14 protein-coding genes are annotated in these 18,166 nt (G+C 46.4%); 7 read left to right on the top strand and 7 right to left on the bottom strand.

The annotated features are described in order from the left end of the window. The first annotated feature begins 176 nt into the window (after positions 1-176). Positions 177-1,331, top strand: coding sequence for an efflux RND transporter periplasmic adaptor subunit (locus FC652_RS08090; protein ID WP_176298170.1), 1,155 nt, complete (start codon positions 177-179; stop codon positions 1,329-1,331). Positions 1,332-1,342: 11 nt separating this feature from the next. Next, the gene (locus FC652_RS08085; RefSeq protein ID WP_176298169.1) at positions 1,343-4,480 is read left to right on the top strand and encodes an efflux RND transporter permease subunit; all 3,138 of its coding nucleotides are present in this window, start codon (positions 1,343-1,345) and stop codon (positions 4,478-4,480) included. 105 nt (positions 4,481-4,585) lie between these two features. Here FC652_RS08085 and FC652_RS08080 read toward each other — a convergent pair whose 3' ends face one another. The 5 genes from FC652_RS08080 to deoD form a co-directional block, all read right to left on the bottom strand. Further along, entirely contained in the window at positions 4,586-4,924 is a 339-nt protein-coding gene (locus FC652_RS08080) for a YggL family protein (RefSeq protein ID WP_176298168.1), read from the bottom strand. Between the two features lie 573 nt (positions 4,925-5,497). After that, entirely contained in the window at positions 5,498-7,081 is a 1,584-nt protein-coding gene (locus FC652_RS08075; RefSeq protein WP_176298167.1) for a GGDEF domain-containing protein, read from the bottom strand. A 2-nt stretch (positions 7,082-7,083) separates the two neighbouring features. Continuing rightward, the gene (locus FC652_RS08070) at positions 7,084-8,556 is read right to left on the bottom strand and encodes a hypothetical protein (RefSeq protein WP_176298166.1); all 1,473 of its coding nucleotides are present in this window, start codon (positions 8,554-8,556) and stop codon (positions 7,084-7,086) included. Positions 8,557-8,717: 161 nt separating this feature from the next. Next, positions 8,718-10,187 (bottom strand): IS1 family transposase, encoded by a 1,470-nt coding sequence (locus tag FC652_RS08065; protein WP_176298165.1) that lies wholly within the window; start codon positions 10,185-10,187, stop codon positions 8,718-8,720. Positions 10,188-10,238: 51 nt separating this feature from the next. Then, positions 10,239-10,949, bottom strand: a complete 711-nt coding sequence (deoD, locus tag FC652_RS08060; protein WP_011082389.1) for a purine-nucleoside phosphorylase — start codon at positions 10,947-10,949, stop codon at positions 10,239-10,241. Between the two features lie 413 nt (positions 10,950-11,362). Here deoD and FC652_RS08055 point away from each other — a divergent pair, with 413 nt between their 5' ends. The 4 genes from FC652_RS08055 to FC652_RS08040 are packed head-to-tail and all read left to right on the top strand — an operon-like array spanning position 11,363 to position 15,445. Continuing rightward, positions 11,363-12,316, top strand: a complete 954-nt coding sequence (locus FC652_RS08055) for a DUF523 and DUF1722 domain-containing protein (RefSeq protein WP_176298164.1) — start codon at positions 11,363-11,365, stop codon at positions 12,314-12,316. After that, on the top strand, positions 12,306-13,109 hold the full coding sequence (locus tag FC652_RS08050) for a MerR family transcriptional regulator (RefSeq protein WP_176298163.1): 804 nt from the start codon (positions 12,306-12,308) through the stop codon (positions 13,107-13,109). Before FC652_RS08055 ends, FC652_RS08050 begins: the two co-directional genes overlap by 11 nt. Before the next feature lie 8 nt (positions 13,110-13,117). Then, a complete protein-coding gene (gene phrB, locus FC652_RS08045; RefSeq protein WP_176298162.1) occupies positions 13,118-14,527 on the top strand; it encodes a deoxyribodipyrimidine photo-lyase in 1,410 nt (469 codons plus the stop codon). Then, positions 14,528-15,445 carry a L,D-transpeptidase family protein gene (locus FC652_RS08040; protein ID WP_176298161.1) on the top strand — a complete coding sequence of 306 codons (918 nt, stop codon included), beginning with the start codon at positions 14,528-14,530 and terminating at the stop codon, positions 15,443-15,445. Between the two features lie 20 nt (positions 15,446-15,465). Here FC652_RS08040 and FC652_RS08035 read toward each other — a convergent pair whose 3' ends face one another. Further along, the gene (locus FC652_RS08035) at positions 15,466-15,744 is read right to left on the bottom strand and encodes an Lpp/OprI family alanine-zipper lipoprotein (protein WP_176298160.1); all 279 of its coding nucleotides are present in this window, start codon (positions 15,742-15,744) and stop codon (positions 15,466-15,468) included. A 353-nt stretch (positions 15,745-16,097) separates the two neighbouring features. On the opposite strand from FC652_RS08035, the gene FC652_RS08030 reads away from it, so the two are divergent. Then, complete coding sequence (locus FC652_RS08030; RefSeq protein WP_176298159.1) at positions 16,098-17,441, top strand: DEAD/DEAH box helicase; 1,344 nt, start codon at positions 16,098-16,100, stop codon at positions 17,439-17,441. Positions 17,442-17,490: 49 nt separating this feature from the next. Here FC652_RS08030 and FC652_RS08025 read toward each other — a convergent pair whose 3' ends face one another. Continuing rightward, entirely contained in the window at positions 17,491-17,991 is a 501-nt protein-coding gene (locus tag FC652_RS08025; RefSeq protein WP_176298158.1) for a GNAT family N-acetyltransferase, read from the bottom strand. Positions 17,992-18,166: the final 175 nt, after the last annotated feature.

Raw genomic sequence — 18,166 nt, 5'->3', positions numbered from 1 at the left:
CAATGGCAAAAAGTCGTTTTGATTTGCTTTGAACCGTAGGTAAGAGCGAGACGTCTAGGTCACAACTGGTCACAAGTTGTCACAACAACTTAGTCGAACAATTCGTTAATATTTATTCAACTTACCCATTCAACGTCAGTTTGTGGCGAAGGATAAAAACTCAGATAGGGATACTCATGTTACACAATGTCGCACGTTGGATTTTACCTATTGCTTTGCTTGGAGGTGGTTATGGTGCCTACCAAGCGGTCGCTGCTTTGGGGCCTGAAGCTGAAGAGAAAAAAGAGAGTGCTGCAGAGCCAATGGTGGATACTATACCTCTGTTCCCAACAGAACACCGAGTTATGATCACCAGTCACGGTGAGTTGGTGCCATTTGAAACCACACGTTTATCGGCACAGGTGTCGGGAGAAGTGATCGCTTGGCATCCTAATTTTGTTACGGGCGGGATCGTCAAGCGTGGCGAGGTGTTGTTCTCGATTGAAAGTGAGAATTACCAAGCGTCGGTTTTGCAAGCGGAAGCGCAATTGGCTTCTGCCAAAGCCGCGTTAATTGAGGAAAAAGCCAAAGCTAAGGTTGCTGAGCGTCAAGCGAAGGCCCTAAATGATAAGCAAGTCTCGGATCTTTATTTGCGTAAGCCGCAGTTACTGAGTGCAGAGGCACAAGTGAAATCCGCTCAAGCTTCGCTGAAACGTGCTCAGCGAGATCTCGACAACTGCAAAGTGCTAGCACCATACGATGCTTTGGTGGTTTCCAGACAAATTGGCGTAGGGCAGTTTATCTCGGCCGGCAGTGAAGTGGCACTGCTCAATAATATTGAAGCGGCGGAAATCCACATTCCTATAGCGGGTTTCGACAGTGCGTTTTTGCCTGATCAACTGGCAAAGATAGATGCCACCATCCGTTTAGAGGGAATCCGTAAGGTTGTCAGAGAAGGTAAGATTGACCGTGACTTAGCAATGATCGACACGGCAACACGCATGATCAATGTTGTGGTGCGCATTGATGATCCCTATGGAGTCAATAATAAACAGCCTGCGATTAAATTTGGTTCGTATGTTGAAGTGCAGTTCGCGGGTAAAGAGCTCAAGCATATTTATCGCTTACCTCAAGAACTCGTCAACAATCGCACGGTATGGGTAGTGAACGAAGAGAATCAACTCTACCCAAGAACGGTGAATGTCTTGCGTGCGGAAGGTGAGTTTGTGCTGATCTCTCAGGGAATTGAGCAAAGCGACAAGCTGGTACTCACTGTGCCTGAATATCCAGCCAAAGGCATGTCGGTGAAGTTATCCCAACAGGACGCTGCTAAAAACGACACGCAAGGATAAAGGAACGGGTTATGGAATCAACACAACAGCGAGGGCTGATCGCCTACTTCGCGCACAATACCGTAGCGGCTAACTTGTTGATGGTGTTCATCATCATTATGGGCATTGTGAGCTTCTTCTTTATTCAGCGGCAGATGTTTCCAAACATTGAGGTCAACTATATCAATGTGAGCGCCAGTTATCCCGGTGCATCGCCGCAAGAAGTTGAAGAAAGCATTTTGTTAAAAATGGAAGAGTCACTAAAAGATGTGACGGGAATAAAAAAGGCAGTTTCAACGGCGTCGCGTGGGAATGCACACATCTCTTTAGAGATCGACGTTAAAGCCAACATCAAAGAGGTGTTGGATGATGTCAAACAGCGAATTAGCACCATCGCCAGTTTTCCGAAAGGGATGGAACCGGTCAACATATACCAGTATGAGTTTCGACAAGATGTTATCGAACTCTCTTTGGTTGGTGACCGTACGCTGGAAGAGCTCAAACCCATCGCAAAGAAAATTGAAGATGAGTTACTGCAGTTGCAAAATGTCATGTTGGTGGAGATGAGTGCACCACAAGAGGAGATTGCGATTGAGGTCGATCCTTTGGTGCTGCGCAAATACGATTTGACGTTAAACGACGTAACCAATGCTATTCGCCGCTATTCCGCCAATTATTCTGCTGGTGAAGTGACGACCAGTGCAGGAATGATTGCGGTACGGATTGAGAACCAATACTACAAAGGCGAAGAGTTCCGCAACATTCCGGTGAAACTGGGCGCTAATGGCGCCAAAGTGCTGCTTCAGGATATTGCGACGATTAAGGATGGTTTCACCGAAGCTGAGCGTTATTTCCAGTTTTCGGGGCAAAATGCTATCTATCTGTCGGTAAAAGCGACCAAAGATCAGGATATTATCCCCGTTGCCGAATCGGTGAAGGCGTATATTGCACATAAGAATGAGCAGCTGCCTGATGATTTGCAGATCAAAACGCTGGTGGATATGACCTACTACTTGCAAGGTCGTCTGGACATGATGCTGAAAAATTTGCTCCAAGGGGCTGTGTTGGTGGCGATCATGCTCAGTATCTTCTTACGAGTGCGTTTGGCTCTTTGGGTGATGATCGGCCTACCAGTTTGTTTCCTTGGTGCCGTAATGGTGATGCCATTTATTGGTGTGACGATCAATATTGTCTCTTTATTTGCTTTCATTATGGTGTTGGGTATTGTCGTTGATGACGCCATCGTCATCGGAGAAAGCGCCTACAGTGAAATCGAAAAGAATGGTGGAGGGGTAAAAAACGTTATTGTTGGGGTGAAGAAGGTTGCTACGCCAGCCACCTTCGGGGTTTTGACCACCATTGCGGTGTTTGCGCCCTTTTTGATGTCTTCAGGTATAGAGCGCGCATTCTTTGTCGGTATTGCCTCGGTGGTCATGCTCTGTTTGATCTTCAGTTTGATTGAATCAAAGCTCATTTTACCCGCACATTTATCGCACACCACATTTAAACCCATCAAACCCGATGGTTGGCGCGCCCGTTTCAACGCTCGTTTTTTTGGTTTTGTGAACGGTCCATATCAACGATTTGTGCGTTTTTGCACGCATTGGCGTTGGAGCGTGATGGCGTTTTTCATCAGTTTGCTGGTGGTCAGTGTGGGCTTGGTTACGTCCAATCACGTGCGCATCATTATGAATCCCAAAGTGCCGACAGATTTCCCAGCGGTCATTTTGAAAATGAATGACAACGTATCCAGTGAGCAAACTATTGCGGCTTTGAAGCAAATAGAACATGTGATTAAAACGGTAGAAGAACAAACCATTGCTGAGTTTGGACGGGGAATGATCCGCGATATGCTTTCGTACAATCGTGGCCGAACGGAAGGGCGTATAGTGGTTCCATTGGTGGATGAAGAACTGAGACCGTTCAATACGTTCGAGTTGTCGCGCATGTGGCGAGAGCAGCTGCCTGTCATATCTGGGGTAAAAAGTCTCACCATTAACGATGCGACGAACAGCAGTGATGGCGGCGATGAGTTTGGTTACCGATTGTTTGGCACGGACATCGAGCAGCTTAACGCTGCGGGGCGGTATTTGATCACGCGTTTGCAAGATCAAAATGGCTTGTTTGATATCTCATCGAGCATGGATTCTGGTAGTAAAGAAGTATTGCTTTCTCTTGCGCCTGTTGCCTACGACCTTGGGTTGGATCTGACTATGATCGCTGAACAAGTCGGCGGCAGCTTCTATGGAGGTGAAGCACAACGTTTCATCCGCGATGGAGAGGAGCTGAAGGTGATGGTGCGTTATCCGAAGTTGACGCGCGAGGCCTTTGCATCGCTTCGTTACGCGGTGATCACTACACCAGCAGGTAAGAAAGTGATGTTGGGTGATGTAGTGAACATAGAGGAACAGGCAGGTATCACTAGTATCCGACGCGAGCAAGGCTATAAAACCGTCTACGTGTACGGCTCCATTGATGAGGAAATAGTGGAACCAAATGAAGTGGTTAGCACGATTCAAAATTCCCTCTTGCCTGAATTAAAAGAGAAGTTCCCGGACGTGAGAACGCAACTGGGTGGCAGTATTGAAGAACAGCAAGCGCAGCGAAATGAGCAAGTCATTTTCTTTGTCGCTGGGATGATCATTGTCTACATTCTGTTAGCGGTGCCTTTAAAAAGCTATACCCAACCGTTGATAGTGATGTCTGTGATCCCATTTAGCCTGACGGGGGCAATCTGGGGACACTTCTGGCTTGGCTTGGACATCAGCATGATGTCGACCTTTGGTCTGATCGCGGCGGCAGGAGTGGTGATAAACGATTCACTCGTTATGACCGATTACGTCAACCAAGTGCGCAGAGAGGGGCTCTCAATCAAAGAGGCGGTTGTTGAAGCTGGTTGTGCACGTTTTCGCGCTATTTTACTTACCTCGATCACGACCTTCGTAGGGGTGTTACCTATCATGTTTGAAACCAGCTTGCAGGCTAGATTCGTCATACCAATGGCGGTGGGGCTCGGTTTTGCCGTGCTTTTTGCAACAGTTTTGACACTGGTGCTGGTGCCATGTCTTTACTTGATGCTGGAAGACATCAAACATTTGTTGGCGAAAATGGGGCGAGGTATTCGTTATCCATTGCAACGCTTAGCTCAAGTAGCAAAGGTACGCACGTAAAGTAAGGCAGTTGTGAAAAAGCCAAACAGCTCGATGAGGTGTTTGGCTTTAACAATACGCTTAGTGCGGTCGGTTCAAAAGCCTTAGGCTTCTGGATGACGATATTTACAAGTAGTTTGCGTCGGCAAGATCGCTTGCCAATGCGTTTTTAACTTCAGCACGCGCTTTTAGCCACTCGAGCACGGCAACACGTTGCTCTTCGGTTGCACTTTGGTAACGTTCTTTAGCGCAGATAAAGCCTTCAAAGTGTTCAAGACCGCCACCGCCAAAACAAAGCCCTTGTGCGTCAATAAAATCAATAAAATCATCAACGAACACATCGTAACGTTCAAAATCATGAATATCGGTTTCACAGCTGATCTCGAAACCGAGAATAGAGAACTCACCTAAAAAGAGTTTTTTGCGTAGGCGGCGATTTTTGTTTTCCACTTTATCTAGTTTCATGATCTTCTCTCTATGTTGTATGACTGAAAGGAGCTTTGCCTGTTTGCTTGTCACTCAGAACCGATTGCAGACTGAAATAACAGTGCTCTGAAGCAAAGTCGAGCCCTTTATACTCTGGTTCGTCGATGAAACCAAATACAATCGAGTCAAAACTCAAGGAATTGACCAGCTGACAACACAAATACAACAAAACCGCCATAATGTTAGCGCGTTTTTGTTATTTCTCACCGCGCGTGAGAATGCACTTTAAGCAAGTTTGTCTCGCTGTTCTCTGTAGAAGTTATTTACTGACACCGCTTGGGTTTAGAGAAGCGAGTGATCACGAATAAACTGCGCAAGGTTTGTCGCGATTGTGTTGTGCTCTCGGACTGTTGGGTGCCAATGACAGCCTTCAAATGGGGAGGAAAAAGTATGGCTATAGACCTGACTTACTGCTTGTTGATTCAATCTGTTTATGGCGCCATTAGTCGCTGGAATAATGTAGTCATAAGGGTAAGCAGGGCGTGGTAGGATAAGAGTGCCGGCGAGTAAAAGAGGTTTACGCTGGTTGAAGGCATTCTTCAACCAGAATAACTAGTCTTCTACACAAACCTGATTACGTCCATTTGCTTTCGCTTTGTACAATGCTTTATCTGCACGATAGAAAGTGCGTTGCGTGTTTTCTCCATCTCGATGAAGGGTAATACCAATAGAAACGGTTAATCCGCGCTCACCGAGGATCTCTTTCCAGCCAAACTGATAAATCCGTTCACGATAATTCTCCGCATGCAACTCGGCTTTGGCCAAGTCGGTATTCTCTAATATCACCAAGAACTCTTCACCGCCGAAACGCACGCATGAGGCGCCCCTAAAGCGAAAATACGCGGCTAATTCAGAAGACACGTTGACGATGGCTTTGTCACCGACCAGATGGCTTAACTCATCATTGATCGATTTGAAATGGTCAATATCAATCACCATTAATGCAAAAGGAGTGTCGTGGAGTAGAAGATCTTTGAGTTTAACGTCGAGCCAACGGCGATTGTGAAGGGCAGTCAGCGGGTCGGTAAAGACATCTTGCTGCAACTGCGCAACCGCATTTTTATGTTGCTGTGTCGTCTCTTTCAGTTCTCTGTTCTCGATCTCTGAGAGAATCAGTTTTAGTTGCAGTTCAAAGCGTGAAATTCTTCTCAGCTGAGAAGGGCCAAGTTCACCGATGGGGATATGCCTCATCAGATCACTTTCAATCCGAAATCCTTTCCTTTCAAACGTCAACGCTTCTTTAAAGTGCCCTTGAGCGGCGAGTACTTCACTCATCGCTTGGTAAAACTGTTTAGCAATGATGGGTGACGTTTTCATCTCTATATTTTTAGACGCGCTATTTAGCAGCAGATCAGCGAGTTCTTTTTTGCCGATGGCGCAGAGCGAGTAAGTCATTTCAATCCGATTCATCACTGACAACCAAGTCGAATTTAGATTGCCATAGATATACTGTACTTTTGAAAGTGACATCAGCGCCGCAGTATAGTCTTGCTCTAAGCGGGAAATTTTCGCTTGGTAGAGCAATATTTGACCTGAAAGGATTTTGTCACTCACTAAGATACTGAGCTCTTCACACTCTCTCATGAGATCTTTTGCCGAGTTTATCCTGCCCAAATTAATGTAACAGGACAACATGTAGAGCTTGTAACGTAAACGCAGAGAACGGCTGCCAATGGCGTGATCGATACTATCAATTTTCTGGTAGTAACGAAGCGCCCGCTGATGATCACCATAGGCATCACATAAGTTGCCCATCCCTAGAACTGCGGTGACGTACTCGTCTAGAAAGCCATGTTCAACAGCGAGATTGGACGCCGTGACATATTCGTGTAGTGCACCAGCATAATCGGCACTATCCATGAGCCGTTCACTAAGGTTGGCTTTCACCGTCAAAATATCTTCGGCATCGTTTGGCAAACTGAGGAGTGAAAGTGCTTGCTTCAATTCGTCAATGCTGAGCTGTAACTGCTTGAGTTTATATCGGTATTCTGCACTGATGATATAACAATACGCTTTCTCGCTATTGGTTGAAGCGATATGCTGTCGAACGTGGTTCCACAAGATGATGGCTTCTTCACCAGACACTGAAACTGGATCAAAACCCGCATCCGTTACTTTGTTTATCAGCTTCTCCATGCTCATTTTTTACCCTTACTATTTTTTGAGTCTTCTAATTGTTCCAGTGTGAAAGGGAAGGTGAGAATATCTTGGAGCGTAAGCTTAGGCAGCGATCCATTTAATCCTCTACGCTGCCATGGATAGAGGGATAGCATGGTTGAGACAGTTTTGAATAGTGCTTCCGCAGATTCACCTTTCTCGCTGATTAACATAGCGACTCGGTCTTTGCTCAATCGAGAAATGAGATCTTTCGGCGTTGAAAGGCTATGAGCCAACTCGGTGCAGACTTCAAGGTAAGCCGCATCTGAGTGCTGAATCATAATAATCGAATGATTAGCGTCTTTAAGTTCCGTTTTGAATAGAACCAACTGCTCCCACCAGTAAGTCTCTGAAACTACGTTTGAAAACTGTCTTTCAGGATCGTATTCATGTTGAGCTCGAATGCGATTGATGAGCTTACGCGCTCGTTGTTCCAGTTGCCGTTTGGAACTGCGTGCTTTGTCTAGACCCACGCGATTGGTTTGCTCTTTGAGCATTTGCAAAGAGTATTGACGATACTTTTTAAACGCGATGTAGGCTGCCTCATACTGCCCTTGTTCTTCAGCCACTTTTGACTGTTGAAAGCAGATTTGGCTAAGAAGTTCGCCATTATCGAACTGTTGTGCAGACAACTCTGCTTGGTCCAATAGTACAGAGGCGTTGAAGGTGTTTTTTCTCAGCAGTTCAAGACGCGCTCGGCTAATAAAAGAGTGCGCTTTCATCCAAGTCAAATTGTGTTCAACTGCGAGGTCGTGCGCTTTCTTGGTCGCCTCATCTGCCGCATCAAGACGCTCTAATCCCAATAGCGCCAAGCCACGGAAATCCCAAATTTCCGCTTGCCATGTGTTGTCGTGATGGTCTCTTAACACTTCGGTCGCACCGTCCAAGACCGTCAGCATTTCGACATAATTGTTCAGTAGGTAGTAATCCCAAGCGAGCAAAATCCGCGCTTTGCCTTCAGCCCAGTTAATACGGGCGCTGTTTGCGACTTTTACAGCAAGTTCGTGGGTTGAAGCGGCTAACTTATAATCATTGGTGATGCGCCAAACATTGCCAAGCCCAATGAGTGCCTCAATCTGAATTTCAGTTTCATCAATTAAAGCGGACTGTTCGAGCGCATTGATCCAAAATTGCTGAGCGGAATAGTATTTCGCTTGCCCCCAATATTGGAGTGCATAGATATGAAGAATCTGCGGGAGTCGATCATCGTTATCGAGACGGTTTTGTTTGTTGTGCGCGTCTTTGATGAGTTTCAGACCGCGCCGGTAATCCATTAAACACCAGCAACAGTGGGACTGGATTAGTAGGGCCTCAATTTCGCCTTCAGGATAGACAATCTGCTCTGCACGCAAGTAGCATTGCTCGGCAATTTTAAGTACCTTGGCTGGCTCATTATTAATGAGAGCTTTGATTTGTCTAAGTTCAGCATCTAACTGAAGGTGGCTCTTATCCAAAATTTACATCCGTGCGATTCACTTGGCGTACAACACACTCATTATATTGACGTTTCGCATTTTCGCATCATCCGTTGATTAAAATTCGATGATGGGATGGTAAGTGAATATCAATATTGGGTGTCGTTTCACATTCTCAGCCCTGATTAGTGAGACTGCATTTAGGACAAAAGCTGTTTAATCGTCAATGGGCTTTTAGTAACACCTAGACGCTGCGCTGGCGTTTGTCCATGTTTATCTTGGTAGCACAAATTATGCCAAGCTCGGAAAATGTCCAGTAATGGCAAGACGCCTCCGGGCCTTAACTTTCTCCTTGGCTCATTAACGAAACCTTCAAAAAGCAAATGAAAACGTGACTGATAGAAAGAGATATTTCGTGTGGTTGCACTATTAAACCACTGTTCTGGTAAGTTTTTATTGCCAGCTAAATAGCAGATACCTTTCAATTTTCTGCCTTGATTGGCGATAGCCCAGCGATCTCGCCACCAACTCATGTAGACAATGTCAAACTTTTCGTATGGCTGATCACGGTCCCAGCCTTTGTCTTCTTCAACATAAAGTAGGTCAACATTTTGACTTTGAATTCGAGGGAGGCAAACACTCAGTGCCGCAGAGCGCAATAGAGGATCTTGTGGCATGTAAAGTGAGACGCGTCCGGCTTCATTACACATGTCCAGCACATGCAAATAATGCGCATAAGAGGTGTAAGGCGGACGAACTACGGCTCCTTTCGTCGGGTAGTTGAAGGTCGCCATATTTCCCATAGGATCTTCAACGTTGCCGCGGGCCAAAATGGTTTGGTATTTCTGGTCAATACGTTCACGCAGATAATCAGACGGTGTGTTTTCAGGCTCTTTTGCCTCAGCGGTATACTGCGGCGAAACAAAGCGTGAAACCGCTTCATAGGGGTTGTGATCAACCGTACCTAATGGCTCTTCTTTGGCAGAGTAGTTCACATGTTGGCAAAGAATATAGCCAGAATGCGCATCACCTGTAGCCATCCAATACACACCATTGTCGCTATTGGGTTGCAAGCGTTGGTAATGAGATGCGAGTTCGTAATTGAGCGCATGATTGACCCATCGCGCATCAATCGTTGCCAATTTACGGCGGCAACGGCTGGCAATGTGTTCAACATGGTCATAAAACGTTTTTGGGTTGATGGCCAGTTTACGGCAAATCTCGCGTACCGAATAACCGGTGAACAACAGGCCCATCAAGTTTTCTTGAAACTGAAGCTTTTTGTTGGCGCCAGACCACTTATCGACAAACGTTGATTGACAGGATTTGCAGCGATAGCGTTGGCGATCACCACTGTAGCCAAAGGCATGGTAGAGATGCTTGTGGGTGTGAACGGAAAGGCCAAAGTTTGCGCAGTCATCGTTGCGACACGCTGGCAAACCATCACTGTGAAGTTGACGTAAGCGATGCAGCTCATTCAACACTTCACGGTTGTTAAGTAAGGGGGGGAAAGCTCCACATTCACGACAGACCATCGCTGGACGCTTAGGATTCGCATGTTGCAAAACATACCGTTTTGCATCGCTCAGACCAAAGTTGTCACACGCCAATGTTTTACAAAAGTTGAGTTGTAACCCATCTGCGTCTTTTGGCAGTTCGCCGTTAGACACGATCGCCCCCTCAGGATTATTCGGATGGCTGGGCGAACCCAGCCTAAAAACTTATAGATTGATTGCTGTTTCTAGAGCAACTTTCATCATGTCGTTGAACGACTTTTGACGATCTTCAGAGCTTAGTTTCTCGCCACGGATGATGTGGTCAGAAACAGTCAGAATAGTCAGTGCTTTGGCTTTCAGATCCGCAGCCACACCGTAGATGCCCGCCGCTTCCATATCCACACCTAAGATGCCCAGTTTTTCCATCTTCTCGAAGATGTCTGCTTCTGGTGTGTAGAAAAGATCCGCTGAGAAAACGTTACCGACTTTTACTGGTACGTTTTGCGCACGTGCTTGTTTCACCGCTTCTTCGAGTAGACCGTAATCCGCCAGTGCAGCGAAATCGTGATCGTTAAAGCGGATACGGTTTACTTTAGAATCCGTCGAAGCACCCATGCCGATCACAACGTCCATCAGGTTAACGTCGTCGCGCACCGCGCCACAGCTACCAACGCGGATAACATTTTTTACGCCGTACTCAGCGATCAGCTCGTGAACATAGATACATGCAGATGGGATACCCATACCGTGGCCCATAACAGACACTTTTTTACCTTTGTAAGTGCCAGTGAAGCCGAACATGTTACGAACGTCACAAACTTGTTTTACATCTTCCAAGAAAGTTTCTGCGATGTACTTAGCGCGTAGCGGATCGCCTGGCATCAGTACGGTTTCTGCGAAATCACCTGGTTGTGCGTTGATGTGTGGGGTTGCCATAGTATTCTCCAATATTTCTATTGAGGTAATTGTCATCAAAAACAGAGTCAAATTACCAATTCTGTTGAAACTGTTTTCGTTCGTTGAGGCAATACTAGCTAGATAATTCGCCATTCCATGAGAGGTGGCTCACAAAAGCTCCTGATTATACATTTATAACCCCTATTGATAACTAAAAATGTTGAAACTCAATAGGCAATCGATTTGCCTTTTCTCACCCTTGGTCATCAGTGCATTGTAAAGCTTTTGTATGTCGCATTTTTATCCTGCTCGTTACAACTTGCTAACTAATGACATGCTTTAGTAACGCTAATTGTGGAAATTTTGCATGTGTTGTACGAAAAAAATATTTGTACAACTCATTTGTGAGTGCTATACCTATACAACAAATATTTTTGTACAAGGTGATTGCGATGAACTCTTCAGGAATTAAAGTTGGAATCAGTGCATGTGTGCTCGGTAGCCAAGTTCGTTTTGACGGCGGCCATAAGCAGAGTCGGTTTGTGGTCAACGAACTGATGCCTCACTTTGAGTTTGTATCTGTCTGTCCAGAAGTCGGTATGGGGATGCCTGTGCCTCGCCCCACGATTCGTCTAATTTCGAATGAAGAACGAATCTCAATGGTAGAAACAAAGAACCCTGACAAAGAATACACCCAAGAAATGCTTGCCTATTCAGAACAGCAAGTCGACGCACTGCAAGCCCAAGAGTTGTGTGGCTACATTGTTTGTGCGAAATCACCGACCTGTGGCATGGAGAAGGTGAAGATATACAAAGCCCATGGAGCGGAGAAAGAAGGTGTTGGTCTGTATACGCAAGTGCTGATGCGCAAGATGCCTTGGCTTCCGGTTGAGGAAGACGGTCGCCTGAATGATCCAGTATTAAAAGAGAATTTTATTACTCGAGTCTACTGTCTACATGATTTCAACAGCAGTGTCATGCGTCACTTATCACGAAAGAGCGTGGTAGATTTCCACTCTAGGTATAAGTTGACTCTCATGGCGCATCATCCAGAGTCTTACAAATCCTTGGGCCGTTTGGTCGCCAAAATCGCTGATTATGATATCAACGAGTTTGTTGTTGAATACCGTCAAGGGTTGATGGCCGCGCTAACCCATAGGGCAAGCCGCAAAAACAACACCAATGTGTTGATGCATGTTCAAGGCTATTTTAAAACGGCACTGAACAAAGAGCAGAAAAGCGAGTTGGTGCAAGTGATACAAGATTACCGCACAGGTATCTTGCCGCTGTTGGCACCATTAACTCTGATTCGCCACTATCTCAATACCCATCCTGATGGCTATTTGGAAAGCCAAAAATACCTCAAACCTTATCCCCAGGAGTTGAAACTGCGTTATGGATTGTAAACAACCAATGGACAAAAAACTGTATGCCATTCGCGAAGTGTCAGAGCTAACTGGGGTAAAACCCGTGACGCTCCGAGCTTGGCAAAGACGTTACAATTTGGTCCAGCCAGAGCGTACTGAGAAAGGGCATCGACTCTACAGCGAAGACAATATTGAGATGATTCGCGAGATTCAGGGTTGGCTCGCCAAAGGCATTGCCATCGGCAAGGTGAAAGATCTGCTGGCAAATCCCGACGCCGAAGGCGCGTTAGCGGTGGAGAGTCGTGAGTTAGATGAAGTTGAACGAATGTTGTCGGCTCTGTCTGTACTGAACTCAGGTAAGGCTGAGTCGGTGTTAAATACGGTGCTGAAAGAGTATCCATTTACGGTGGTTTGTGATCAGTTCTTATATCCGGTCATGACGGCATTGGAGCGGGTTAAAAGTACCACTCGTAGCCTACAAAAAGGTTTACTTCGATCGATGCTGCATACTCGTCTCACCTTTATTGTCGAAGCGGAGCGGAAAGCGGCCAAGAAAGGCAAGTGCTTACTGCTTTCCTATGAAGGCGGAGATTTTATTGCAGGATGGATGGAGGCGGTGACGTTAAGCGAGCAAGGTTGGTATGTCACTTTGATTGATGGAGTGGAAGATCTTTCTGGGCTCGATTTTGCCGATGTCGCCGAACACTATCAGCGTGTGCATATTTTCTCGCATCGAGCGTTGCAAGAGAAACAACTCAACATGGTTAAGTCCATGCTCGATAACAACAAAGTTACGTTGAGCGATGTTTTGGCTCGACTCCAATTTGGGTAGGAATGGCAATGAAGCTGGTTTGGTTACGCAGAGACTTGCGCAGTGTGGACAACACTGCGCTCAATCATGCCATTGCGACATCACAAGAGGTGGTTGCCTGTTTTGTGGCCACCCCCTTGCAATGGCGTGATCATCATATGGCGCCCATGCAGGCCGATCTCATTGCACGGCGTTTGGCGGTGTTGGCGGAAGAACTCAACGCGCTCAACATCCCGCTGTTGTACGACGAAGTGGATGACTACGCACAAAGCGCAACACGCGTTGCGAACTGGGCTGAACAATTGGCGGTTAGTGAAGTGGTGTTTAACCGCGAATATGAAGTCAATGAGCGTGTTCGTGACGAACAGTTAATCAATCAGCTCGCATCATCAGAGGTTGGTGTCCTAGATGTTGAAGATAAGTGTGCGCAGGCACCTGGCTGCGTGTTGAATAAACAGGGGGACTATTTCAAAGTCTTTACACCGTTTAAAAAATCATGGCTGAAATCGTTTGTTCCTCCACAGATCATCAAAACCTCAGCGGCGCAGCCGGTTGTATTGCCTGAAGCGTTGCAATCATCACTTTGGCATGAGCAGGCGCCGTTTAGCTACCCACGACAAAGCAGCGAGGCATGGTCTGTTGATTCTCAACAGATTCGTGAGACGTTAAGACGCTTCTGCCATGAGGAAGTGGATCGCTATCATGAGCGGCGAGATTTCCCTGCCACTGCTGGCACGAGCGTGCTGTCCCCTTATTTGGCGATCGGTGCCATTTCGGTCAGGCAATGCATTGCACGACTGTATTGGCAGCAAAGTTATCTGTCGAATGGTCGTGAAGTGTGGTTGAGCGAGCTTATTTGGCGTGAGTTCTATCATCACCTGATTCATTTCGAACCCAAGTTGGTCAAAGGGCAGGGCTTTGTTGAGTGGGAAAAACATCTGCTATGGCCAGCAAAACCGGACTGGTTTGAACGTTGGTGCCGAGGGGAAACAGGCTACCCCATTGTGGATGCAGCGATGCGGCAACTCAACCAAACGGGATGGATGCATAATCGCTTGCGCATGATCGTGGCCAGTTTTCTCACCAAAGATTTGCACGTCAACTGGCGGCTGGGCGAGCAATACTTTATGCAAAAACTGGTGGACGGTGACTTTGCGGCGAACAATGGTGGCTGGCAATGGTGTGCCTCGACAGGGTGTGACGGTCAACCTTATTTTCGGATCTTCAACCCAATTACGCAGGGAGAGAAGTTTGACCCGAATGGCGAGTTTGTGAAGCATTGGCTACCAGAACTAGCAGAGGTGCCGAATAAGTTCGTTCACCAACCGTGGAACTGGCCAGGTCACAAGCAGCTAGATTACCCAGCACCAATGGTTGATCACAAACAGGAAAGAGAGATAACCTTGTCTTTGTATACCCAAGCCAAGGATTGTCTCTGAATGAAAATGCCAAAACCCACATTGATGACGCTTTTCTGTGCGGCATTGATGAGTTGGACGAGCGACGCTGCGACTTATGATCTTCCCGCGGAAGGCAGTCGGTTGATTGGACGCATCCAGCATCATGTTGTTGAAAAAGGCGAAACCATGGCGAACATCGCCAAGCAATATGATGTGGGTTTTCTGGCCTTGATGGCAGCCAATAAAGGAGTCGACCCATTTCTGCCTCAGGAAGGCTATGTGCTTTCCATCCCTAGTGAAATGGTGCTTCCGCCCGTGGAGTACCAAGGCATAGTGATCAATTTAGCGGAGTTAAGGCTTTACTACTTTGAGCCTGAGTTGGGTAAGGTGCACGTTTTTCCAGTTGGAATCGGCCGAGTCGGGCGTGATACGCCAGAAATGGTCACGTCAATTCGTGAAAAGCGACCGAATCCAACTTGGACACCCCCAGCTTCCATTCGTAAAGAATATCGAGAAAAAGGCATCGAACTGCCTAAAATTGTCCCTGCTGGACCAGACAATCCGCTGGGTGAGTACGCCCTTCGCTTAGCGTATGGCAGCGGTGATTATTTGATCCACGGAACGAACAAAGATTTCGGTATCGGTTTGCGCGTCAGTGCTGGCTGCATTCGCATGGAGCCAAAAGATATTGAATGGCTGTTTTCTCAAGTGGACAAAGGACAGAGAGTGAAGATCATCAACCAACCGGTGAAAGTGTCCCTTGAGCCGGGGCGAATTGTTTACCTTGAAGCGCACGAGCCACTCACCAGAAGCAATGGGGTTCAGGATGAGTTAGTTGTGCCAATAGAGTTGGATTGGTGGTTGAGCGAGTTAAATCTGAATGATTCGAAAGCGAAAGCGGTGATTGCGGCACAAAATGGTGTGCCAGTAGAGGTAGCTGCGCCAGGTTTTGAATAACCTGACGCAGATTACAGCAATTACTTGGTGTACGACTGAGCGATGTTGTCGATACGCTCGTTCGCACGCTCTGCTTCTTCTTGAGCGGCCATCGCTGCGGTTGCAGCTTCTTTGGCTTTCATCTCAGCGTCCGCTTGATTGCTTTTCAGTGCTGCCACTTCTTTAGACAATACTTCCACTTGATTTTTAAGATCTTCTACCTGCGCCATGGCTGCTTTGGTTTGTTCATCTGGCCCCGATGCACAACCGGCAAGTAAAAGAACAGAAGTAGTAGCAGCTGCAATTAGGATCTTATTCATAAAAACTCCTTGTTCTATAATTGTCTGTCATTATTGACACTAATGTCATATGACTCTTTGATTGTAGCGACAATAAATGACATCAGCGAATTAAAAAGTGAGCAACGCCCACATATTGAAGGATTTTTACGTAGCGCTAACAAAGATGAGACTTTTTTATCTGTGATGAATCGAAATCAGAGGGTTCCAATCTTGACATAAGAGCGCTTTCAGTGCCCCTAACGCTAAGTTAGATGAAAACTGGAATAATTTTCTGTGATCTCTATCCTTTATTATGCCGTTTGAGGTATCATTGCGCGTTTTTTATGATTCCTTCGCAGCCGCCAAAATGGCGCTCAAGATAGCTAGAAATAGTGGAGAAACCTTTGCAATTTAAAGATTTAGGCCTAGATAATCGTCTACTGAAGAACCTACAGCACTTAGATTTTAAGAAAGCGACAAAAATTCAGCAGCAAGCGATTCCAGTTGCGATTGCTGGTAAAGATTTGCTGGCATCCTCAAAAACAGGTTCTGGCAAAACGCTGGCGTTTGTTTTACCTATGCTTCATAAGTCTTTAAAAACAAAAGCATTGTCAGCTCGTGACCCGCGTGGTGTCATTCTTGCGCCTACTCGTGAACTTGCAAAACAAGTGTATGGAGAGCTTCGTACCATGCTGGGCGGTCTTTCCTACGACGCAACCTTGATCGTGGGTGGTGAGAACTTTAACGATCAAGTAAAAGCGCTGGCACGCTATCCTAAATTCATTGTCGCGACTCCAGGACGTCTTGCGGATCACTTAGAGCACAAATCTCTGTTCTTAGAAGGTCTTGAGACCTTGGTACTAGACGAAGCGGACCGTATGCTCGATTTGGGCTTTGCACCAGAGTTACGTCGTATCCACAACGCAGCGAAGCACCGTCGTCGTCAAACTTTAATGTTCTCTGCTACGTTGGATCACGCAGAAGTGAACGACATCGCATCAGAAATGCTGGATGCACCAAAGCGTATCGCGATCGGCGTATCGAACGAAGAGCACAAAGACATCACTCAACGTTTCTACTTGTGTGATCACTTAGATCACAAAGAAGCGCTTCTCGAGCGTGTGTTGAGCGAAGCAGAATACCGTCAGGTGATCATTTTCACGGCGACACGTTCGGATACCGATCGTCTGACTGAAAAACTGAATGAGAAAAAGCTGAAAGCGATCGCGCTAAGCGGCAGTTTAAATCAAAGCCAGCGCAATACCATCATGAGCCAGTTTGAACGTACCGTGTTCAAGATCTTGGTGACGACAGATGTGGCATCGCGTGGTTTGGATATTTCAACCGTGACGCACGTGATCAACTTTGATATGCCAAAGCATACGGAAGAGTATGTTCACCGTATTGGTCGTACTGGCCGTGCTGGTAACAAAGGCGATGCCATCTCCTTGGTCGGCCCGAAAGACTGGGATAGCTTTAAGCGTGTAGAAGCTTACCTTCAGCAAGACATCGCTTTCTCTGAATTTGATGATCTTAAGGGTAAGTTCAAAGGCATCAAACCACGTAAACCCGATTTCCGTGGGAAGAAACAAGACACGACGAAGAAAGCACGCCCACAGAAGAAGTCTGTGCCGAAAACACCAGCGAAGCGCGATAAGAGCTTCTACCAAAACGTTGCAGTGGGTGATTCCGTGTTTATTCCTAAGAAAAAACCGGCCGCGCCAACCGAAGAGTAGTATCAACCGCTCGCAGTAAAAAACCGCCAACGCTGGCGGTTTTTTACGGTTACGCCTTATTGGATTTGATGCGTGCCATGTAATAGGTATTAATGAACTTACCTTCTCGGAAGCAGGCATCGGTCGCTTCACCCTCAATCACAAAGCCATGTTTCTTGTACAGTGCTATCGCTTTCTCGTTATCGACGTTCACTTCGATCTGAATTCTTCTCACATTGAGCCAGTTGTCTGCCAGTTCCGTGACGGTTTCGATCAACTTGCTGCCAATGCCTAAGCCGTGAAAATCATCGTGTACGCCAATGCCAAATGAAGCACAGTGCGCGGTTCTTGGCCTTTGTGAGTGCTGAAATCCAATATTGCCGACCACTTTCCCATCAACTATTGCTACATAGCTATACACACCCGCAGGTATGCTCGATAGCCTTTCCTTCCACATCGCCACTGACGGTTTTGGGAGCTGCAGGGTCTCACGTTGCGCCTTAGGTTGAGAATAAAGCTCAACGAGTGCTTCGGCGTCCTCGATTGAGGTTGGACGAATAGTAATCTCCATGCATTTCTCCTTGTTTGTTGTTGTTTTATCAATCTAACGGCATTTGTTAATGAAAACCAGATTTTTATTAACAAACTGAGTAGGTTAGAAATGGCAATAGTGAATAACCCTCAGAGCCTTATGGATTAAGGTGTATTAGTGAGTGCTGTATTAATGTTCAATCATTCACTGGTCC

Source organism: Vibrio sp. 05-20-BW147, assembly GCF_013369385.1.
Lineage (GTDB): Bacteria > Pseudomonadota > Gammaproteobacteria > Enterobacterales > Vibrionaceae > Vibrio > Vibrio floridensis.
Note: the sequence above shows the minus strand (reverse complement) of the source record. Positions and strands in the feature narration are given on the sequence as shown.